Source organism: Promicromonospora sp. Marseille-Q5078 (assembly GCF_050315395.1).
Lineage (GTDB): Bacteria > Actinomycetota > Actinomycetes > Actinomycetales > Cellulomonadaceae > Isoptericola.
Genome location: NZ_JBNPQG010000001.1, coordinates 1,062,528 through 1,078,577, shown reverse-complemented (window position 1 = coordinate 1,078,577; position 16,050 = coordinate 1,062,528). Strand labels below are relative to the sequence as shown.

Below are 16,050 nucleotides of genomic sequence, written 5' to 3'. Positions count from 1 at the left end.
ATCACGTCGTCGCAGGTCAGAGCGTCGAACTCACCGCCGCGACGACCCGCGCGGCGAGGTCGCGCGTCTCGGTGAGCCGGTTGGCGCGCGGGACGCGCACCTCGATCACCTGCACGCCGCGGGTCGGGGCCTGCAGCGCGTGGCGCAGCGACCCGACGTCGAGCACCAGCTGGTGGTCCACGCCGTAGCCCGCGCACAGCTGCGCGAGGTTCGCCCCGTGCGGCGTGCCGAAGACGCGCTCGAACGTGGCCGACCCGCCCGCGGACGACGCCGCCAGCTCGCCGTGCTCGAGGGTGGCGAAGATCGACCCGCCGTCGTCGTTGACCACCACGACCTCCAGGTCCACCGACGGCTCGTGCGGGCCGCGCAGCAGGCCGCCGACGTCGTGCAGGAACGTGAGGTCGCCGACGAGAGCGCGCGTGCGGCGGCCCTGCCGGGCCGCGGCGTGCGCGACGCCGGTCGCGGTCGAGACGGTGCCGTCGATGCCGGCGAGCCCGCGGTTCGCGAGCACCTCGGGCAGGTCGCCCGCCTGCGGGTGGTCGAGACCGAGCACCAGGTCGAGGTCGCGCACGGGGTTGGACGAGCCGACGACGAGCACGTCGTCGGGGCCGAGGACGGAGGCGACGGCGCGCGCGACGGCGAGCGCCGCGTGCGGCGCGGTCAGCAGGCCCCCCGCGACGGCGTCGTCACCGGTCGCGGCGTCGACGACGGCGGCCGCGGCCCTGCCCGCGGCCTGCCAGCGCGCGAGGAACGCGCCGTCGTCGGCGCCCGCGTGGGCCGACGGCGACGACCAGCGGTCGGCGAGGCGAGCCACGACCCGCTCGGCGTTGCGCGCGGCGTCCGGCCAGGGCCCGCCGCCGGGCGCGACGACCGTGACGGCCACGTCCGGGCGCGCCAGCAGGCGCTGCACGGGGCGCGAGAGCGTCGGCCGCCCGAAGACCACCGCGTGCTCGACGTCGCGGGCCAGCTCCTCGACCCCCAGCACCGACCGGTAGGCCGCGACCGCGTTCGGCCCGCCGCACGCCCCGGACGACGGCTCGGCGAGCAGCGGCCACCCCTGCGCCTCGGAGACGGCGCGCGCGACCGGTCCGGCGCCGTCGCCCGCGACGACGACCGTGCGCGCGGGGTCGCCGTACAGGGCGGGGTCGTCGCCGGGGGCGGGCGCGGGCGGGACGACGGTCGTGCGGCGGAAGGCCTCCGGCCAGGTCTGCTCCGGCCGCAGCGGGACCAGCGGCTCGGGCGGGTGCAGCGGGTCGCGGAACGCGAGGTTGACCTGCACGGGGCCGGGGTGGCCGTCGCGCAGCCCCTGGGCGGCGGCGAGCGCGCGGCCCAATGTGCCGAGCAGATCGCGCACCTCGCCGTCGCGCCCGTCGGGAGCGGGCACGTCGACGGAGTACCGGACGGCCGTGCCGAAGAGGCCCACCTGGTCGGTGGTCTGCGAGGCGCCGGTGCCGCGCAGCTCGTGCGGCCGGTCCGCGGTGAGCAGCACGAGCGGCACGCCCGTGTGGTGCGCCTCGAGCACGGCCGGGTGGAGGTTCGCCACCGCGGTGCCGGACGTCGTCACGACGGCGACCGGCCGGGGATGCTCGGTGCGGTCGTCGTCCCCGGCCCCGCGGACGACCGGCTCGGCGCCCCGCGACAGCCCGAGCGCGAGGAACCCGGCGGACCGCTCGTCGACCCGCACGTGCAGGGTGAGCCGCCCGGCGCCCGCAGCCTCCGCCAGGGCGTACGCGAGCGGCGCGGACCGCGACCCGGGCGCCAGCACGACGTCGCGCACGCCCTGCAGCGCCAGGTCCGTGACCACGGCGCGGGCGGCGACGACCGACGGCGGCAGGACGGCGCTCACGCGGCCTCCTCGACGAGAGCGGCGAGGCGCGCGTAGCGGGCGAGCCAGCGGTCGCGCGTGTCCGGGTCGGCCTCGGCCGCCGCGAAGGCGTCGGCGTCGGGGTCTGGGCGACGCACGGGCAGGGCGCCGCCCACCGGCAGCAGCGGCTCGGCGACGACGTCGTGCACGAGGAGCTGCGACGTCGCGAGGCCGCAGGCGTACGGCAGGTCGGGCAGCGCGGCCGCGAGCGCCACGCCGGCGGCGAGGCCGACCGACGACTCCAGCGCGGACGACACCACGACCGGCAGCCCCACCTGCTCGGCCAGGTCGAGGCACGCGCGCACGCCGCCGAGCGGCTGCACCTTGAGCACGACGACGTCCGCCGCGTCCTCGCGCACCACCCGCAGGGGGTCGGCGGCGCGCCGGATCGACTCGTCGGCGGCCACGGGGACGGGCGAGCGCAGCCCGCGCCGCACGGCGGCGAGCTCCGGGACGGTGGCGCACGGCTGCTCCACGTACTCCAGCCCGCCCGCGGCGGCGTCGAGCACGGGGATCCTGGCCAGCGCGTCCTCGACGGTCCACCCGCCGTTCGCGTCCACGCGGATCGCGCCGACGCCGGGCCCGTGCAGCTCGTCGAGGGCGGCCCGGACGGCGGCGACGCGCGCCTCCTCGTCCCCGAGGGGCTCGAGGATGCCCGGCCGCCCACCGGCGCCGGGGCCGCGCTGGGCGACCTTCACCTTGGCCGTCCGGCAGCCGCCCGACGCGAGCACGATCTCCCGCGCCCGCTCGGGGCCGACGGCCGGCACGGTGACGTTGACGGGGACCCGGTCGCGCACCGGGGCGGGGAAGCCGACGTCGGCCGCCTCCCGCGCGGCGCGGAGCCACGTGGCCGACTCGGCGTCGTCGTAGTCCCAGAACGGCGACAGCTCGCCCCAGCCGGCGTCGCCGCGCAGCAGCACGCCGTCGCGCACGTCGAGGCCGCGGAACCGGGTGGTCAGCGGGGTGCGGTACACCAGTTCACGGAGGAGCTGCACGCGTTCAGGTTACGCGGCGCGGACGTGCGAGGACGCCGGGAGACCCGCCCTGCGGCGCTCCCGCGGTCAGTCGGTGAACTCGACCAGCTCCGGCTCGAACGTCAGCGGGCTCGGAGCGGGACGGCCACCGATGCGCTGCGCGTCGCGGCGGACCGTCTCGGCGTCGTACACGAAGATCTCGTGCGCGACGTCGGCCGGGTCCACCACGTCGTCCTCGGTCTCCCGCGTGCTCATGCCTCCAGCGTGCGCCCGCGCGCGCCGCTCGGTCGGGAAGTGCGCCGGGCGTGCCGCGACGGGAGCGAGCCCGTGCTCCGGAGTGGTGGAGCAGCGCGCGCCGTCGCCCGGGCTTGCCCACGACGTGCGGGGTGGCCCGCAGCGGTTGCACAGGAGGGCCAGGTGCGACACCGTCGGACCCCGTCCCACCTGGGTCACACGGAGCTGACGTCAAAGACACGGACGGGGTTACGCAGTGAACGAGCAATCGGGCAAGGTCGAGCAGCGTGGCGCGAGGCGGCATGCGCATGACGCTGCGGACAGGGTCGGGCGCGCGCTCAGGTCTCCGACCGCCGAGGTCGTGCCACACCCTGCCCTGGACTACCCGATCGGGATCGACGAGCATCGGCGCAGTCCGATGGACTGGATCGTCTTCGGCGTCACCGCGGCCGTGGCCGTCGCCTTCCTCGTCTGGGGTTTCGTCGACACCGACGGCCTGGCGAGCGCCTCCAGCTCGGCCCTGGGCTGGGTGACCACGAACATGGGCTGGCTCTTCGTGCTGACCGCCAGCCTGTTCGTCGTGTACAGCCTGTGGCTGGCGATCAGCAAGTTCGGCGCCATCCCGCTCGGCGCCGACGGCGAGGCACCCGAGTTCCGCACGGTGTCCTGGGTGGCGATGATGTTCTCCGCCGGGATGGGCATCGGGCTGATCTTCTGGGGGGTCGCCGAGCCGCTCGCCCACTTCGTGGACCCGCCGCCGGGCACCGTCGACGCCGGCGACCCCGAGGCCGTCCAGCACGCGATGTCCACCACGATGTTCCACTGGACGCTGCACCCCTGGGCGATCTACGCCGTGGTCGGGCTGGCGATCGCCTACAGCGCCTACCGCAAGGGCCGCAAGCAGCTGATCTCCTCGGTGTTCGAGCCGCTGCTGGGCCGGCACGCGCACGGCCCGGTCGGGAAGGTCATCGACATGCTCGCGATCTTCGCGACGCTGTTCGGGTCGGCCGCCTCGCTCGGGCTGGGTGCGCTGCAGATCAAGAGCGGCCTGCAGGTCGTCGGCTGGGCCGGCGACGTCGGCAACGGCGTCCTGGTCGCGATCATCGCGGTGCTCACGGTCTGCTTCGTGCTCTCGGCGGTCTCGGGCGTCGCCCGCGGCATCCAGTGGCTGTCGAACATCAACATGGTGCTGGCCCTGGCGCTGGCGGTGTTCGTCTTCGTGGTCGGGCCGACGGTGTTCATCCTGAACCTCGTCCCGAACTCGATCGGCACCTACTTCCAGGACCTGGCGATGATGGCGGCCCGGACCGGCGCCGACAGCGCCGCCACCCCCGGCGGTGTCTCCACCAGCGACTGGCTGGCGCAGTGGACCGTCTTCTACTGGGCCTGGTGGATCTCCTGGACGCCCTTCGTCGGCATGTTCATCGCCCGGATCTCCCGCGGCCGGACGATCCGCCAGTTCGTCGGCGGTGTCCTCCTGGTGCCGAGCCTGGTCACCATCGTGTGGTTCTGCATCTTCGGTGGCGCGAGCCTCTTCCTCCAGAAGGGCGGCACCGACATCGCCGGCGCCGGGGAGACGGAGGCGCAGCTGTTCGGGATGCTCGGCGAGTACCCGTGGCAGTCGCTCACCAGCGTGGTCGTGATGATCCTGGTCGCGATCTTCTTCGTCTCCGGGGCGGACGCCGCCTCCATCGTGATGGGCACGCTGTCGCAGCGCGGCAGCGCCGAACCGAGTCGTCCCAACGTCATCTTCTGGGGTGTCGCGACAGGTGCGGTCGCCGCGGTGATGCTGCTCGTGGGCGGGAACGATGCGCTCACCGGCCTCCAGAACCTCACCATCCTGGTCGCTCTGCCGTTCGTGGTCGTGATGGTGCTGCTGATGGTCTCGCTGACCCGAGACCTCAACCAGGACCCGATGATCGTCCGGGCGAAGTACGCCCGGGAGGCCGTCAAGCAGGCGGTCATCGCCGGCGTCACCGAGCACGGGGACGAGTTCGCCATCGCGGTCGAGCCCTCCGACCGGCCGATCACTCCCGACGGCGTCGAGGTGCCCGACGAGGTCGATCTTCCTGGCGACGTGGCGGCCCGCGTGGAGGCCGCCGGCGGGGCCGACCGCGACGCCGAGTAGCGGTCGCTCGGCGGTCAGCCGGTGGCGTGTCGCGCCCGGTGGCGGACAGCACGTCGTGCAGCTCGCGGGCCGCGGGGACCACGGCACGGTGCAGCGGCCGGAAGGCGAACACCGCGATCGGGTCCGCGACCGTGAAGCACTCTTCGCCTTGATCTGAAGCGAGCTACACACGAGACTCCGCGAGACCTGCGGCCGACCGCAGGATCTGGACGACCCGCGGGACAGCGGCCCCCTGCACCCGCGCGGCGCCCACGACGACGCCCCGGGCCCCGGCGCGTGTCGACGTGCCGGACAACGGCTCGGCCGGCACGCCGGACGCGCGCAGCGCGGACACCGCCCGGGCCTCGGCGTCGTCGTCCGGCAGGCGCACGACGAGGTGGAGGCCCGCCGCCACGCCCTCCACCACCAGGTGCGGCGCGTCGCGAGCCAGGGCGTCGAGCAGAACCCCCCGGCGGCGGCGGTACGTCAGGCGGGCCCGGCGCAGGTGCCGCGCGTACGCACCGTCGGCGATCAGCCGGGCGAACGCGGCCTGCTCCGGCACCGAACAGCCGAGGTCGGCGCGGCGCTTGGCGTCGACGAGCGCCTCCCGCACCCCGGCCGGCGCGACGACCCAACCCAGCCGCAGTGCCGGGGACAGCAGCTTGGACACCGAGCCGAGCAGCGCGACGTGCTCCGGGTCCAGACCCCGCAGCGCGCCGACCGGCTGCCGGTCGTAACGGAGCTCGGCGTCGTAGTCGTCCTCCAGCACCAGTCGACCGCCGTCTCGCGCCCACGCGACGAGCTCGCGACGCCGGTCGGGGGCCAGGACGACCCCGAGGGGGAACTGGTGGGCCGGGGTCACGACGGCCGCCGCGGCGTCGGGCAGCGCGTCGGTCCGGAGCCCGCGCTCGTCGACGGGCACCGGGACGACCTCCAGACCGGCGTCGCGCAGCTGCGCGACGACCCCGGGCGACGCCGGGTCCTCGACGACCACCCGACGCCCGGCAGGCCGCTCGCCGAGCACCTCACCCAGCAGCGCCAGCCCCTGCGCGACGCCGCTCACGATCACCAGGTCATCGGCCTCGACCGGGGCGGCGCGCGCGGCACGGAGGTGGGCCGCCAGCGCCTGGCGCAGCCCGAGCAGGCCCTGCGGGTCCGGGTAGCCCAGCTCGGCGTCGGGCAGCTCGCGCATCGCGTCCCGCACGGCGCGCGCCCAGGCCGCGCGCGGGAAGAGCGCCGGGTCGGGCGCCCCGACGCTGTCCGTACGCCCCGCCCCGGGGCCGGAGCGCGCGGGGCCGGGCGCCGGGCCGCGCGGGCGACGGTCGAGGTCGGCGACGACGACGCTCGAGCGCGGTCGGCTCACGAGCACCCCCTCCCCCACGAGCTCGTCCACCGCCGCCGCCACCGTGCCCCGCGAGACGCCGAGCCCTGCTGCCGCGGTGCGCGACGACGGCAGAGCCGTGCCGGGCTCCAGCCGCCCTGACGCGGCGGCATCCCGCAGGCCGTCGCGCAGCCAGGCGCCGACCTCGGTCCGTGGGCGGGCGCCGAGCACGAGGAGCAGGTCCTCCGGCTGCAGCCGCCTCATCGCGTCACGCTCCTCATCTGGTCATCTGGCCGCTCTGGTTTATCTGGCCCAGTGAACCAGGATCGAACTGGCCCTGCCCACCGGTCCAGCGCGCTCGTAGCGTCGCAGGCATGACGCGTTCCTCGACAGCCTCCGTCGACGCCGACCGACCGACCTCTCCCGGGTCTCGACAGGCTCGACCACCGGGAGCCCCGGACGGGCTGACCGCCGCGTACGCCCGCAGCTCCGCCGCGATGGCGCTCGTCGGCGCGTCGTTCACCGCCTCCGCCGCGCTCGCCGACTTCCCGGTGTTCGGCGGGCAGGCCGTGCGGTACGCCGTCGCCGCCCTGTGCCTGCTGGCCGTGATGCGGTGGCGGCGGGTCGCCCTCGTGCTGCCCAGCCCGCGCCAGGCGGGCCGCCTCCTGGCGCTCGCCGCCACGGGGCTCACCGGGTTCAGCGCGTTCGTGGTCCTCGCCACCCGGCACGCCGAGCCCTCGCTGGTGGGGGCGGTGGTGGGCGCGACGCCCGTCGTCCTGGCCGCGACGCAGGCCGTCCGCGAGCGGCGCCTCGCGCCCCGGACGCTCGCGGCGGCGGTCGTCGTGACGGCCGGGGTGGCGCTCGTCGAGGGTGTCGGGTCCGCCGACCCGCTCGGGCTCCTGCTGGCCGTCGGGGCGCTCGCGTGCGAGGCGGCGTTCTCGCTGCTCGCCGTGCCGCTGCTGCCCACGCTGGGGCCGCTGCGCGTCTCGGCGTACGCCTGCGTCGCGGCGGTCCCGCAGCTCCTGCTGCTCGGCCTGCTCGTGCCCGGGCCGCTGCTCGCCGTCCCCGGCGGCGGCGAGCTCGCCGCCCTGGTCTACCTGTCCGTCGTCGTCACCGCGGTCGCCTTCCTGCTCTGGTACACGGGGCTGGCGCGGGTCGGCCCGGCCCGCGCCGGGCTCTTCGCCGGTCTGATGCCCGTCGCAGCCCTCGTGACCTCCCTCGCGCTCGGCGTCGAGAATCCGACGGTCCACGGCGTCGCGGGGGCGGTCGTCGTGGCGTCGGGGCTCGTGCTGGGGCTGTCGTCGCGCCGACGAACCACGCCTGCGAACCACGCCGACGAACCACGCCGACGAACTAGGGTGACCGCGTGAGCAGCGCACCCCTCCCCCGCACCGTGTCCCACACGTTCGACCCGGCCCGCTGGCGCGAGGTCTCCGGGTTCGAGGGGCTCACCGACCTCACCTACCACCGCGGGGTCGAGCGCGACGCCGACGGCGCCGTCGTGCGCGACCTGCCCGTGGTGCGCGTCGCGTTCGACCGCCCCGAGGTGCGCAACGCCTTCCGCCCCCACACCGTGGACGAGCTGTACCGCGTGCTCGACCACGCCCGCATGACGTCCGACGTCGGCACCGTGCTGCTCACCGGCAACGGCCCGTCGCCGAAGGACGGTGGCTGGGCGTTCTGCTCCGGCGGCGACCAGCGCATCCGCGGGCGCTCCGGCTACCAGTACACGACCGCCGTCGACGACCCCGCCGGGGGCGGCGAGGTCCTGGGTGAGACCGCCGACGCCGTCGACCCCGCCCGCGCCGGGCGGCTGCACATCCTCGAGGTGCAGCGCCTCATCCGCACCATGCCCAAGGTGGTGATCGCCGTCGTGGACGGCTGGGCGGCCGGCGGCGGGCACTCCCTGCACGTCGTGGCGGACCTGTCGATCGCGTGCCGCGAGCACGGCCGCTTCAAGCAGACCGACGCCGACGTGGGCTCGTTCGACGGCGGCTACGGCTCGGCGTACCTCGCCCGGCAGGTGGGGCAGAAGCGGGCGCGGGAGATCTTCTTCCTCGCCCGCGAGTACTCCGCCGACGACGCCGAGCGCTGGGGCGGCGTCAACGAGGTGGCCGACCACGACGACCTCGAGGGCCTCGCGATCGAGTACGCGCGCACCATCGCGGGCAAGTCCCCGCAGGCGGTCCGGATGCTCAAGTTCGCGTTCAACCTGGCCGACGACGGCCTCATGGGGCAGCAGGTCTTCGCCGGGGAGGCCACGCGCCTCGCGTACCTCACCGACGAGGCCGTCGAGGGCCGCGACGCCTTCCTCGAAAAGCGCGACCCCGACTGGTCCCGCTTCCCGTACGCGTTCTGACCTGCGGCCGGTCTGCACCACCGTGCTGAGCGCCGACGCCGGCACGGCCACGTTCGCGGTGGGACACCGACGCCACCTCGACCTCTGATCGGCCGGGTAGCCTCCGGGCATGCCCCCGAGGTCCCGTCGCCCCGAGCAGATGGCCACGTTCGAGCTCGTGCCGGACGACGAGCGCGAGGACGCCGACGGGCCGCTCGGGCCGGAGGGCGAGGAGAAGGCCGGGCCCACGCTCCGCGAGCGGGCCGCCACGCGGTGGCGGCGCCTGTCCCGCCGGGGCCGCGTCCTCGTCGCGACCGGCAGCGCCGTCGTCGTGCTCGCCGCGGCCACCGCTGCCGTGGCCCCCGGGCTCCTCGACGCCCGCGACCAACGGCTGCGCGCGGAGGCGGTCCAGGGGCTGCCCGGCGTGGTCGGGGACCTGTCCGAGCCGCTGACGAACACCTGGGAGGTCCCGGTGGGCGACGACGGCACCTTCGTGATGCTCTCCGGCGGTGTGCTCGTCACGACCGACGGGACGGAGGCGGTGGCGACGTCCGTCGCGAACGGCGGCGCGCTCTGGCGTCAGGAGGTCGGCGCCACCCCCACCTGCGGGCCCGACCCCGGTTTCTCCACCGGCTGGGCGGATCCGCCCGACCTCGCGGTGTGCCTTGGTGGCGAGCCGGGCCGCCGGGCGGCCACGGTGCTCGACTCCGCCGGACAGGTGCTCGGCACGCGGGAGCTGGGCGAGGTGAACGACCCCATGGTCCAGTGGTCGTCCCACGCGCCGACGGTGTGGCCCGGCCCGGACGGGACGCTCGCCGTCGTCGAGGACGCCCCGCTCGTCACGGTGCCGGCTGCCGAGGACCGCACGGCTGGCGAGACCTTGCGCGCTCTGCGTGACGCAGGGTGGCGCGACCCGACGCTCCGGGTTCAGGACGTCGCGACCGGCGACCTGGTCGCCGGGGCCACGGCCCGCCTGCGGGCGTCCGACGTCGCGGGATGCGGGACGTTCCAGGAGGACGGCCATGCGGAGCCCCAGGTTCAGCCGTTCCCGTACCTCGACACCTCGTCCACCCGTTCCGTGCTCCACGTGTGCAACGTCGCGGTCGGGATCACCGCCGACGGGGACGTCCTCGACCTCACGTCGACCGACGGGGCCTCCCAGCCCTTGCCCGGCGGCGGGTCGGTGGTGCTCGGCGAGTCGAGCAGGTTCCTGGACGCGGCCGGCGCCGAGATCGTCACGGTCCCGGGCTGGGCCGTCCCTCCGACGATCGACGACGACGGCGGGGCCTTCATCTCCGTGGTGCCCGGTGCGGGCTCCGACCTCGAGCACGCCACCCTCGTCGCCACGTCCCGCGGCGGAGAGCGGCTGTGGTCGCGGCCCTCCGACGGGTTCTCGGTCGTCGCGGCACGGCTGGCGGGCACCGTCGTGGTGGCGGACGCTCACGGCATCGTCGGCCTCGATGCCGACACGGGGAGCGTGCGCTGGGACGCCGGCGAGCTGGTCGACGTCGCCCCCGACGGGACGGGCGACCAGGTCGTCGGGGCCGTCACGGACGGCACCCGCGTGCTCCTGGGGATCGGCGGCGAGAACAGGCCGCACCGGCTGATCGCCCTGGACGCCCGCGACGGCGGTGTCGCCTGGCAGCAGGAGGTCAGCGGCGCCCTGGGCAGGCTCGTGGCCGCCGACGGACACCCGGTCGTGGTCTCGGCGTCGTGGCAGTCCGTGCGCGGGTTCGGCTGAGCGCGACGCCGCGCCCCGCCCCACGACATCTCACCCGGTGCGCGGGCCGCTTCCGGCGTCGCGCGGCGTCCGCCGCAGGTAGCCTCCGGGCATGCGCCCGAGGTTCCGTCGTCCCGAGCCGATGGCCACGTTCGAGCTCGTGCCCGACGACGAGCGGGACGACGACGCGCACCCCGTCCCTGCCGGCGCGGGCGGGGACGACGACGTGGGCGCGCGCCGGGGCGTCGTCGCGGTCCGGGAGCGCGCCGCCGGGCGCTGGCGGCGGCTGTCGCGCCGGGGCCACGTCGCGGTCGCGGCCGGGACCGCCGTCGTCGTGCTCGCCGCGGCCACCGCGGCCGTCACCCCGGGGCTGCTCGACGCGCGCGACCAGCGCGTCCGGGCCGAGGCCGTCCAGGGGATGCCCGGCGTCGTCGGGGACCTGTCCGAGCCGGTGACGCCGACCTGGACGCTCCCCCCGACCAGCGCCGTGGCGGCCGCCCTCCCGGACGGCGTGCTGGTGCTCGGCGACGGCACGTCGGTCTCCGCGGTGGACGCGGCGACGGGCGGGACGCTGTGGGAGCACCGCTTCGACGACGGGGCCCAGTGCGGCCCCACCCCCTGGTCCGCCGCGGACTGGGCCAGGCCCTCGGAGACCGTCGTCTGCGTCGGCAGCGACGGCACCACGGTGACCGTGCTCGACCCGTCGGGCGAGGTCGTCGGCGAACGTCAGCTCGACGCCTCCGCCGACGCCGACCTCGAGGTGAGCATGTTCTGGCCCCTCGCGATGCCGGCCGCCGCGGGGGCGGTCGCCATGCTCGACGGAGGCTCCTCCGCGGTGAGCGTCCCCTGGCAGGAGGGCGACGACGCGGCGCACACCCTGCGCGCGCTCCACGACGCCGGCTGGTCCGACCCGACCCTGCGCGTCGAGGACGCCCTCACCGGCGAGGTGCGCGCCGAGGTGACGATCCGCCTCACGGCGGAGGACGTCGACGGCTGCGGCGTCGCCGAGGACGGGCTGGGCGGCTCCGGCATCGACGTGCAGCCCTGGATCGACGCCCTGCCGTGGGCGACCACCCTCAGCCTGTGCGGCATCACGCGCGCCGTCACGCCGTCGGGGGACGTGATCGACGTCGGCGACGGCTCGCGCATGCTGTCCGCGACGACCGACGGCGGGTACGTGCTCCAGGGCGAGACCAGCGACCTCCTCGACGAGCACGGCGCCACCCGGACGACGATCGACGGCTGGGCCCCGCCCCTGGTCGTCGACACCGCGCCGGACGGGCCCGTGCTCGCGATGCTCGGCTCCGCGGGCGAGGGGTCCGCCGCGCTCGCGGCCGTCGGCGACGACGGCGAGCCCGTCTGGACGCACTGGCTCACGAGCGTCACCGAGCTCGCCCGCGTCGGCGACACGGTGGTCGTGACCGGCGAGGACACGATCACGGCGCTGGACGCCGCCACGGGCGAGGAGAGGTGGCGCCTCGAGGACGCGATCGACGCCGACCCCGAGCACGGCGAGTACGTCGTCGGGGTCGCGACCGACGGCACGCGGCTCCTGCTCGCGCTCGCGTCGAGCGTTATGGACGCCGAGACCGGCGAGACCCGGTCGGGCCACCGCCTGGTCGCCCTCGACCTGCGGGACGGCTCGACCGCGTGGGAGCGACCCGGCGAGGGCGACCTGTGGGGGCTGAGCTCCGTCGGCGGGCACCTCGTGGCCACCGGGGAGCGGGTCGGCGGCCTGGGCTGACGGCGCTCGCGGTCAGGAGATCTTCCAGCTCCCGGTGTCCTTCGGGACGAGCTCGATCCACGTGCTGCCGGGGTCGAGCTCCACGGGCTCGCCGTCGTGGGTCAGCTCCACCGGGGACGCCTGGTCCTTCTTCGACCACCGCACGGTGACGCTCTTGCCGCCCGAGGCCAGCACCCCCTTGCCCTTGCCGACCACCTTGGACTCGGGCACCGGCGCGCCGGCCGGGTCCTTGTACTTCGTGTCCACGACCTCGACGGACAGGAGGAGCACGTTGGTGGCGGCGTGCCGCTTCCCCGACGTCGACACGGACTCCGCGGAGCCCTCGCTGCGCTGCCACTGCTTCTGCTTGCCCGACCAGTCCCAGACGCTGTGCTGCGCGGGGCTCATCACCACGTCGACGGTGGCCGCCTTCGAGCCGTCGGCGCTCGCCGTGCCCTTGCCGGCCTCGGCCGCGTACCGGAACTGCGCGGGCGGCGGCGCCGTGCGGTCGCCGTCGGCCTGGTCGAGGAAGGCCTGCGTGTCGCCGACGACGTTGTGCGGCGCGGAGCGGTTCGGGTCGCGGCTGAACCCGGCGTCACCGCGGTCCATGATCACGGACTGCGTGCCGGACTTCTCCACCGCCGCGATGAAGGGCGCCTGCGCGCCGGAGTACGCGAGGATCCCGTCGAGCGGCGCGACGATCGTCGGGTCCATGGGCCGCACGGACCGCACGGGCTCGACCGTCTCCGGGAGCTTCGAGTGGAACACCGCGACGAACCGGGTGATGCCTCCCTCGACGACCTCCTCCCACACCATGTCGGCGTCCTCGAGCCCGGTCTGCGGCCGCGCCTCGGGGGCGTTCTCGACCTTGACGGCGAGCGCGGGGCGGGCCGCGACGTCCTCCGACCGCACGCCCGTGAGCGGCCAGGCCGACGGCGCCTCCGGGGAGGGCGGCGCGCCCTTGTCGGCGGTGCTGCCCGGCGTCACCGTCGGCGACGGGGACCCGCCGGAGGACGAGCACGCACCGAGCGCCAGGGCGGTACTGAGCGCCAGGACGACGGCGGCTCCCCGGGCCGCGACGGGCCGGGCGTGGTGCGGGCGGGGCGTTGCGGTCATGCGGTCCTCCCGGGGACAGCGGACTGTGGGCGCGGTCACACGCCCCTCACCGTATGCCGCGGGGACCCCGATCCGGCGTCAACGCACCCGCCACGACCCGCTGCCGCGCGGCACGAGCTCGACCCACAGGTTGCCCGGGTCGAGCGTCACGGGGTCGCCGGCGCGCGTGGTCAGGACGATCTTCTTGCCCGTCTTCTTCTTCGACCAGTCGACGTTGAGCGCCTTGCCGCGGGTGAGGAGCACGCCCTTGCCGGACCCGACCATCTGCGTCTCGGGCACCGGGGCGCCGCTCGGGTCGCGGTACTTCGTGTTCTTCATCGCCACGGACAGGACGAGCACGTTGCGCGCCCGCAGCTGCGACCCGGACGAGATCGACGGCTGCGAGCCGTCGTAGCGCGCGTAGGTCTTCGTCTTCGCCTTCCACCGCCAGACGGTGCGCTGGGCCGGGGAGAGCCGGACGTCGGCCACGTGGCCCTTACGGTCGTTCTGCGCGGCGCTGCCCTGACCCACCTTCGCCGCATAGGAGAACTGCGCGGGCGGCGGCGTGGCGCGGCCCTTGCTCGCCTGCCTCGCGAAGCTCTTCACCGACCCGTAGACGTTGTGCGGCGCGAGCCGGTCGCCGCTGCGCCGGAAGCCGGGGTCGCCGCTGTCCATCGTCACGGACTGCACCTTGGCCTTGCCGACCGCGCGGATGAACGGCGGCTGCCCGCCCGAGTACGCGAGGATGCCGTGCATCGGCGCGACGATCGCCGGGTCCATCGGGCGCACCGACCGGACCGGCCCGACGGTGCCGGGCAGCGTCGAGTGGTAGACGGCGACGTACCGGGTGATCCCGCCCTCCACGACCTGCTCCCACACGGTGTCCGCCTGCTGGAGGCCGCTCTGCGGGCGCGCCGCCGTGGAGTTCTCGATCTTCACGGCGACGGCCGGCCGCGCCGGCACCTTCTTCGTGCCGGTCGGTTTGCCGTTCAACGGCCACACCACGGGCTTCGGCTTCGGCTTGGGCTTCGGCGTCACGGGGTCGGGCGGGGTCGCCTTCGACACGGCGACGTCCGGGGCGGCGGTCACGGTGGGCGGCGCGGCGGGGTCCCCGACGCCGCAGGCGGCCGTGGCCAGCAGCGCGAGCGCGACGAGCGCAGCGGCGGCCCCGCGACGGGCGGTGCGGGCGCGGCGAACCGGGGTCGCGGGCATCGTGGGCATCGTCGGCGTCCTCCTCGACGTCCGTGCGGCGGTCGGCCCGCGATCTCCCCGGGCCGGGACCGGACCACCCTACGGCAGGCCCACGCCGGCCCGGACCTACCCTGGTGCGGTGCCCGGTCCCTCGCTCCCCCCGTCCGTCGGTGCGCTCCGCGACGCCGTGCGCGACGCCATCGACGGCGGGCCCGCCGTCGTCCCCCTGCCCCGCACCACGGCCGGCCCGGTGCCGCCCGGCACGGCGCTGGTCGTGCGCACGTCCGGCTCGACGGGCGCGCCCCGCGAGGTGGCGCTGACCGCGGACGCGCTGCGGGCCTCGGCCTCGGCCACGCACGAGCGGCTCGGCGGCCCCGGCCGATGGGTGCTGACGCTGCCGCCCACGCACGTCGCGGGCCTGCAGGTCGTGGTGCGGTCGGTGCTCGCCGGGACCCCGCTGACGGCGGCCGACCCGGCCGCGCGGTTCACCCCGGACGGCCTCGCCGACCTGCTGGAGCCCGCCGCCGACGCGGCGGGCGACGACCCGCTGTACGTGTCGCTGGTGCCCACCCAGGTGCACCGCCTGCTCGAGGCGGCCCGCGACGGCGCGCCCCGCGGCCTGGCGGCGCTGGCCCGCAGCGCCGCCGTCCTGCTCGGGGGCGCTGCGTCCCCGCCCGCGCTGCTCGGGCGGGCGGCCGACGCGGGCGTGCGCGTCGTGACGACGTACGGGATGTCCGAGACCGCCGGCGGCTGCGTGTACGACGGCGCCGCCCTGCGCGGCGTGCGGGTGCGCGTCGTCCCCGCCGACCTGTCAGAGCCACAGGGGCGTATGGGCCGCGCTGGCTCTGACAGGTCCCGGGAGGTGGGGGTGATCGAGCTCGGCGGCCCCACCCTCGCGGAGGGGTACCTCGGCGACGAGGACGCCACCGCCGCGGCGTTCCGCACGGACGGCGACGGCGCGCGCTGGTTCCGCACGTCCGACCTCGGCCGCCTGGCGCCCGACGGCACGCTGCAGGTGCTCGGCCGCGCGGACGACGTCGTCGTGACGGGCGGGGTGAACGTGGCGCCCGCGCCGGTGGAGGCGCTCGTCGGCGAGCTGCTCGGCGGCGAGGCGTGCGTCGTCGGCGTCCCCGACCCGGAGTGGGGCCAGGCCCTCGTCGCCGTCGTCACCGCCCCGTCCGCAACGAGCGTGCTGACGTCGTCCTCACACCTGCGCCATGAGGAGCATGCCGGCACGCACGATGCCGGAGGGGCGCCGCGGCTCGCACCGGTCGCGCCCGACGACGTGGCGCGGGTGCGGTCCGCCGCGACGACTAGGCTGGGGGCGCCGTCCGCGCCCCGCCGCGTGTATCGCACGGCCGCGCTCCCCCTGCGCGGTCCCGGCAAGGTGGACCGCAGCGGCGTCGTCGCCCTCGTCCGCGAGCACGAGGCGCACGCCTGACCTGCTCGCGGCCGCGACGCCCCGGCGCCGCACGGACGGACG

At 76.1% G+C, this 16,050-nt stretch carries 12 protein-coding genes; 6 read left to right on the top strand and 6 right to left on the bottom strand.

What is annotated here, in order from left to right:
• Nucleotides 1-16 precede the first annotated feature (16 nt).
• The 3 genes from menD to ACQFYA_RS04915 form a co-directional block, all read right to left on the bottom strand.
• A complete protein-coding gene (gene menD, locus ACQFYA_RS04925; RefSeq protein ID WP_499121948.1) occupies nt 17-1,846 on the bottom strand; it encodes a 2-succinyl-5-enolpyruvyl-6-hydroxy-3-cyclohexene-1-carboxylic-acid synthase in 1,830 nt (609 codons plus the stop codon).
• On the bottom strand, nt 1,843-2,859 hold the full coding sequence (locus ACQFYA_RS04920; RefSeq protein WP_499121946.1) for an o-succinylbenzoate synthase: 1,017 nt from the start codon (nt 2,857-2,859) through the stop codon (nt 1,843-1,845). The genes menD and ACQFYA_RS04920 overlap by 4 nt, the downstream gene beginning before the upstream one ends.
• 66 nt (nt 2,860-2,925) lie before the next feature.
• Nucleotides 2,926-3,093, bottom strand: coding sequence for a hypothetical protein (locus ACQFYA_RS04915; protein WP_499121945.1), 168 nt, complete (start codon nt 3,091-3,093; stop codon nt 2,926-2,928).
• Nucleotides 3,094-3,490: 397 nt separating this feature from the next.
• On the opposite strand from ACQFYA_RS04915, the gene ACQFYA_RS04910 reads away from it, so the two are divergent.
• Nucleotides 3,491-5,200 (top strand): BCCT family transporter, encoded by a 1,710-nt coding sequence (locus ACQFYA_RS04910; protein WP_499127439.1) that lies wholly within the window; start codon nt 3,491-3,493, stop codon nt 5,198-5,200.
• 163 nt (nt 5,201-5,363) lie between these two features.
• Here the strand turns inward: ACQFYA_RS04910 and pdxR are convergent, their stop codons facing one another.
• Nucleotides 5,364-6,764 (bottom strand): MocR-like pyridoxine biosynthesis transcription factor PdxR, encoded by a 1,401-nt coding sequence (gene pdxR, locus ACQFYA_RS04905; RefSeq protein WP_499121944.1) that lies wholly within the window; start codon nt 6,762-6,764, stop codon nt 5,364-5,366.
• A 110-nt stretch (nt 6,765-6,874) separates the two neighbouring features.
• Between pdxR and ACQFYA_RS04900 the strand changes: the two genes are divergently transcribed.
• The 4 genes from ACQFYA_RS04900 to ACQFYA_RS04885 all read left to right on the top strand — a co-directional run bounded on the left by ACQFYA_RS04900 (nt 6,875) and on the right by ACQFYA_RS04885 (nt 12,302).
• Nucleotides 6,875-7,870, top strand: a complete 996-nt coding sequence (locus ACQFYA_RS04900; RefSeq protein ID WP_499121942.1) for a DMT family transporter — start codon at nt 6,875-6,877, stop codon at nt 7,868-7,870.
• A complete protein-coding gene (locus ACQFYA_RS04895) occupies nt 7,867-8,859 on the top strand; it encodes a 1,4-dihydroxy-2-naphthoyl-CoA synthase (protein WP_499121941.1) in 993 nt (330 codons plus the stop codon). Before ACQFYA_RS04900 ends, ACQFYA_RS04895 begins: the two co-directional genes overlap by 4 nt.
• 109 nt (nt 8,860-8,968) lie before the next feature.
• Nucleotides 8,969-10,579: an outer membrane protein assembly factor BamB family protein gene (locus ACQFYA_RS04890; RefSeq protein WP_499121940.1), complete on the top strand. Its 1,611-nt coding sequence runs from the start codon at nt 8,969-8,971 to the stop codon at nt 10,577-10,579.
• A 91-nt stretch (nt 10,580-10,670) separates the two neighbouring features.
• Nucleotides 10,671-12,302, top strand: a complete 1,632-nt coding sequence (locus ACQFYA_RS04885; RefSeq protein WP_499121939.1) for an outer membrane protein assembly factor BamB family protein — start codon at nt 10,671-10,673, stop codon at nt 12,300-12,302.
• A gap of 12 nt (nt 12,303-12,314) precedes the next feature.
• Here the strand turns inward: ACQFYA_RS04885 and ACQFYA_RS04880 are convergent, their stop codons facing one another.
• Both ACQFYA_RS04880 and ACQFYA_RS04875 read right to left on the bottom strand, forming a co-directional pair.
• Nucleotides 12,315-13,397: a DUF3048 domain-containing protein gene (locus tag ACQFYA_RS04880; protein WP_499121938.1), complete on the bottom strand. Its 1,083-nt coding sequence runs from the start codon at nt 13,395-13,397 to the stop codon at nt 12,315-12,317.
• A 78-nt stretch (nt 13,398-13,475) separates the two neighbouring features.
• Nucleotides 13,476-14,597 carry a DUF3048 domain-containing protein gene (locus ACQFYA_RS04875; RefSeq protein ID WP_499121937.1) on the bottom strand — a complete coding sequence of 374 codons (1,122 nt, stop codon included), beginning with the start codon at nt 14,595-14,597 and terminating at the stop codon, nt 13,476-13,478.
• A gap of 109 nt (nt 14,598-14,706) precedes the next feature.
• Between ACQFYA_RS04875 and ACQFYA_RS04870 the strand changes: the two genes are divergently transcribed.
• Nucleotides 14,707-16,008: an AMP-binding protein gene (locus ACQFYA_RS04870; RefSeq protein WP_499121935.1), complete on the top strand. Its 1,302-nt coding sequence runs from the start codon at nt 14,707-14,709 to the stop codon at nt 16,006-16,008.
• The last annotated feature ends 42 nt before the right edge of the window (nt 16,009-16,050 follow it).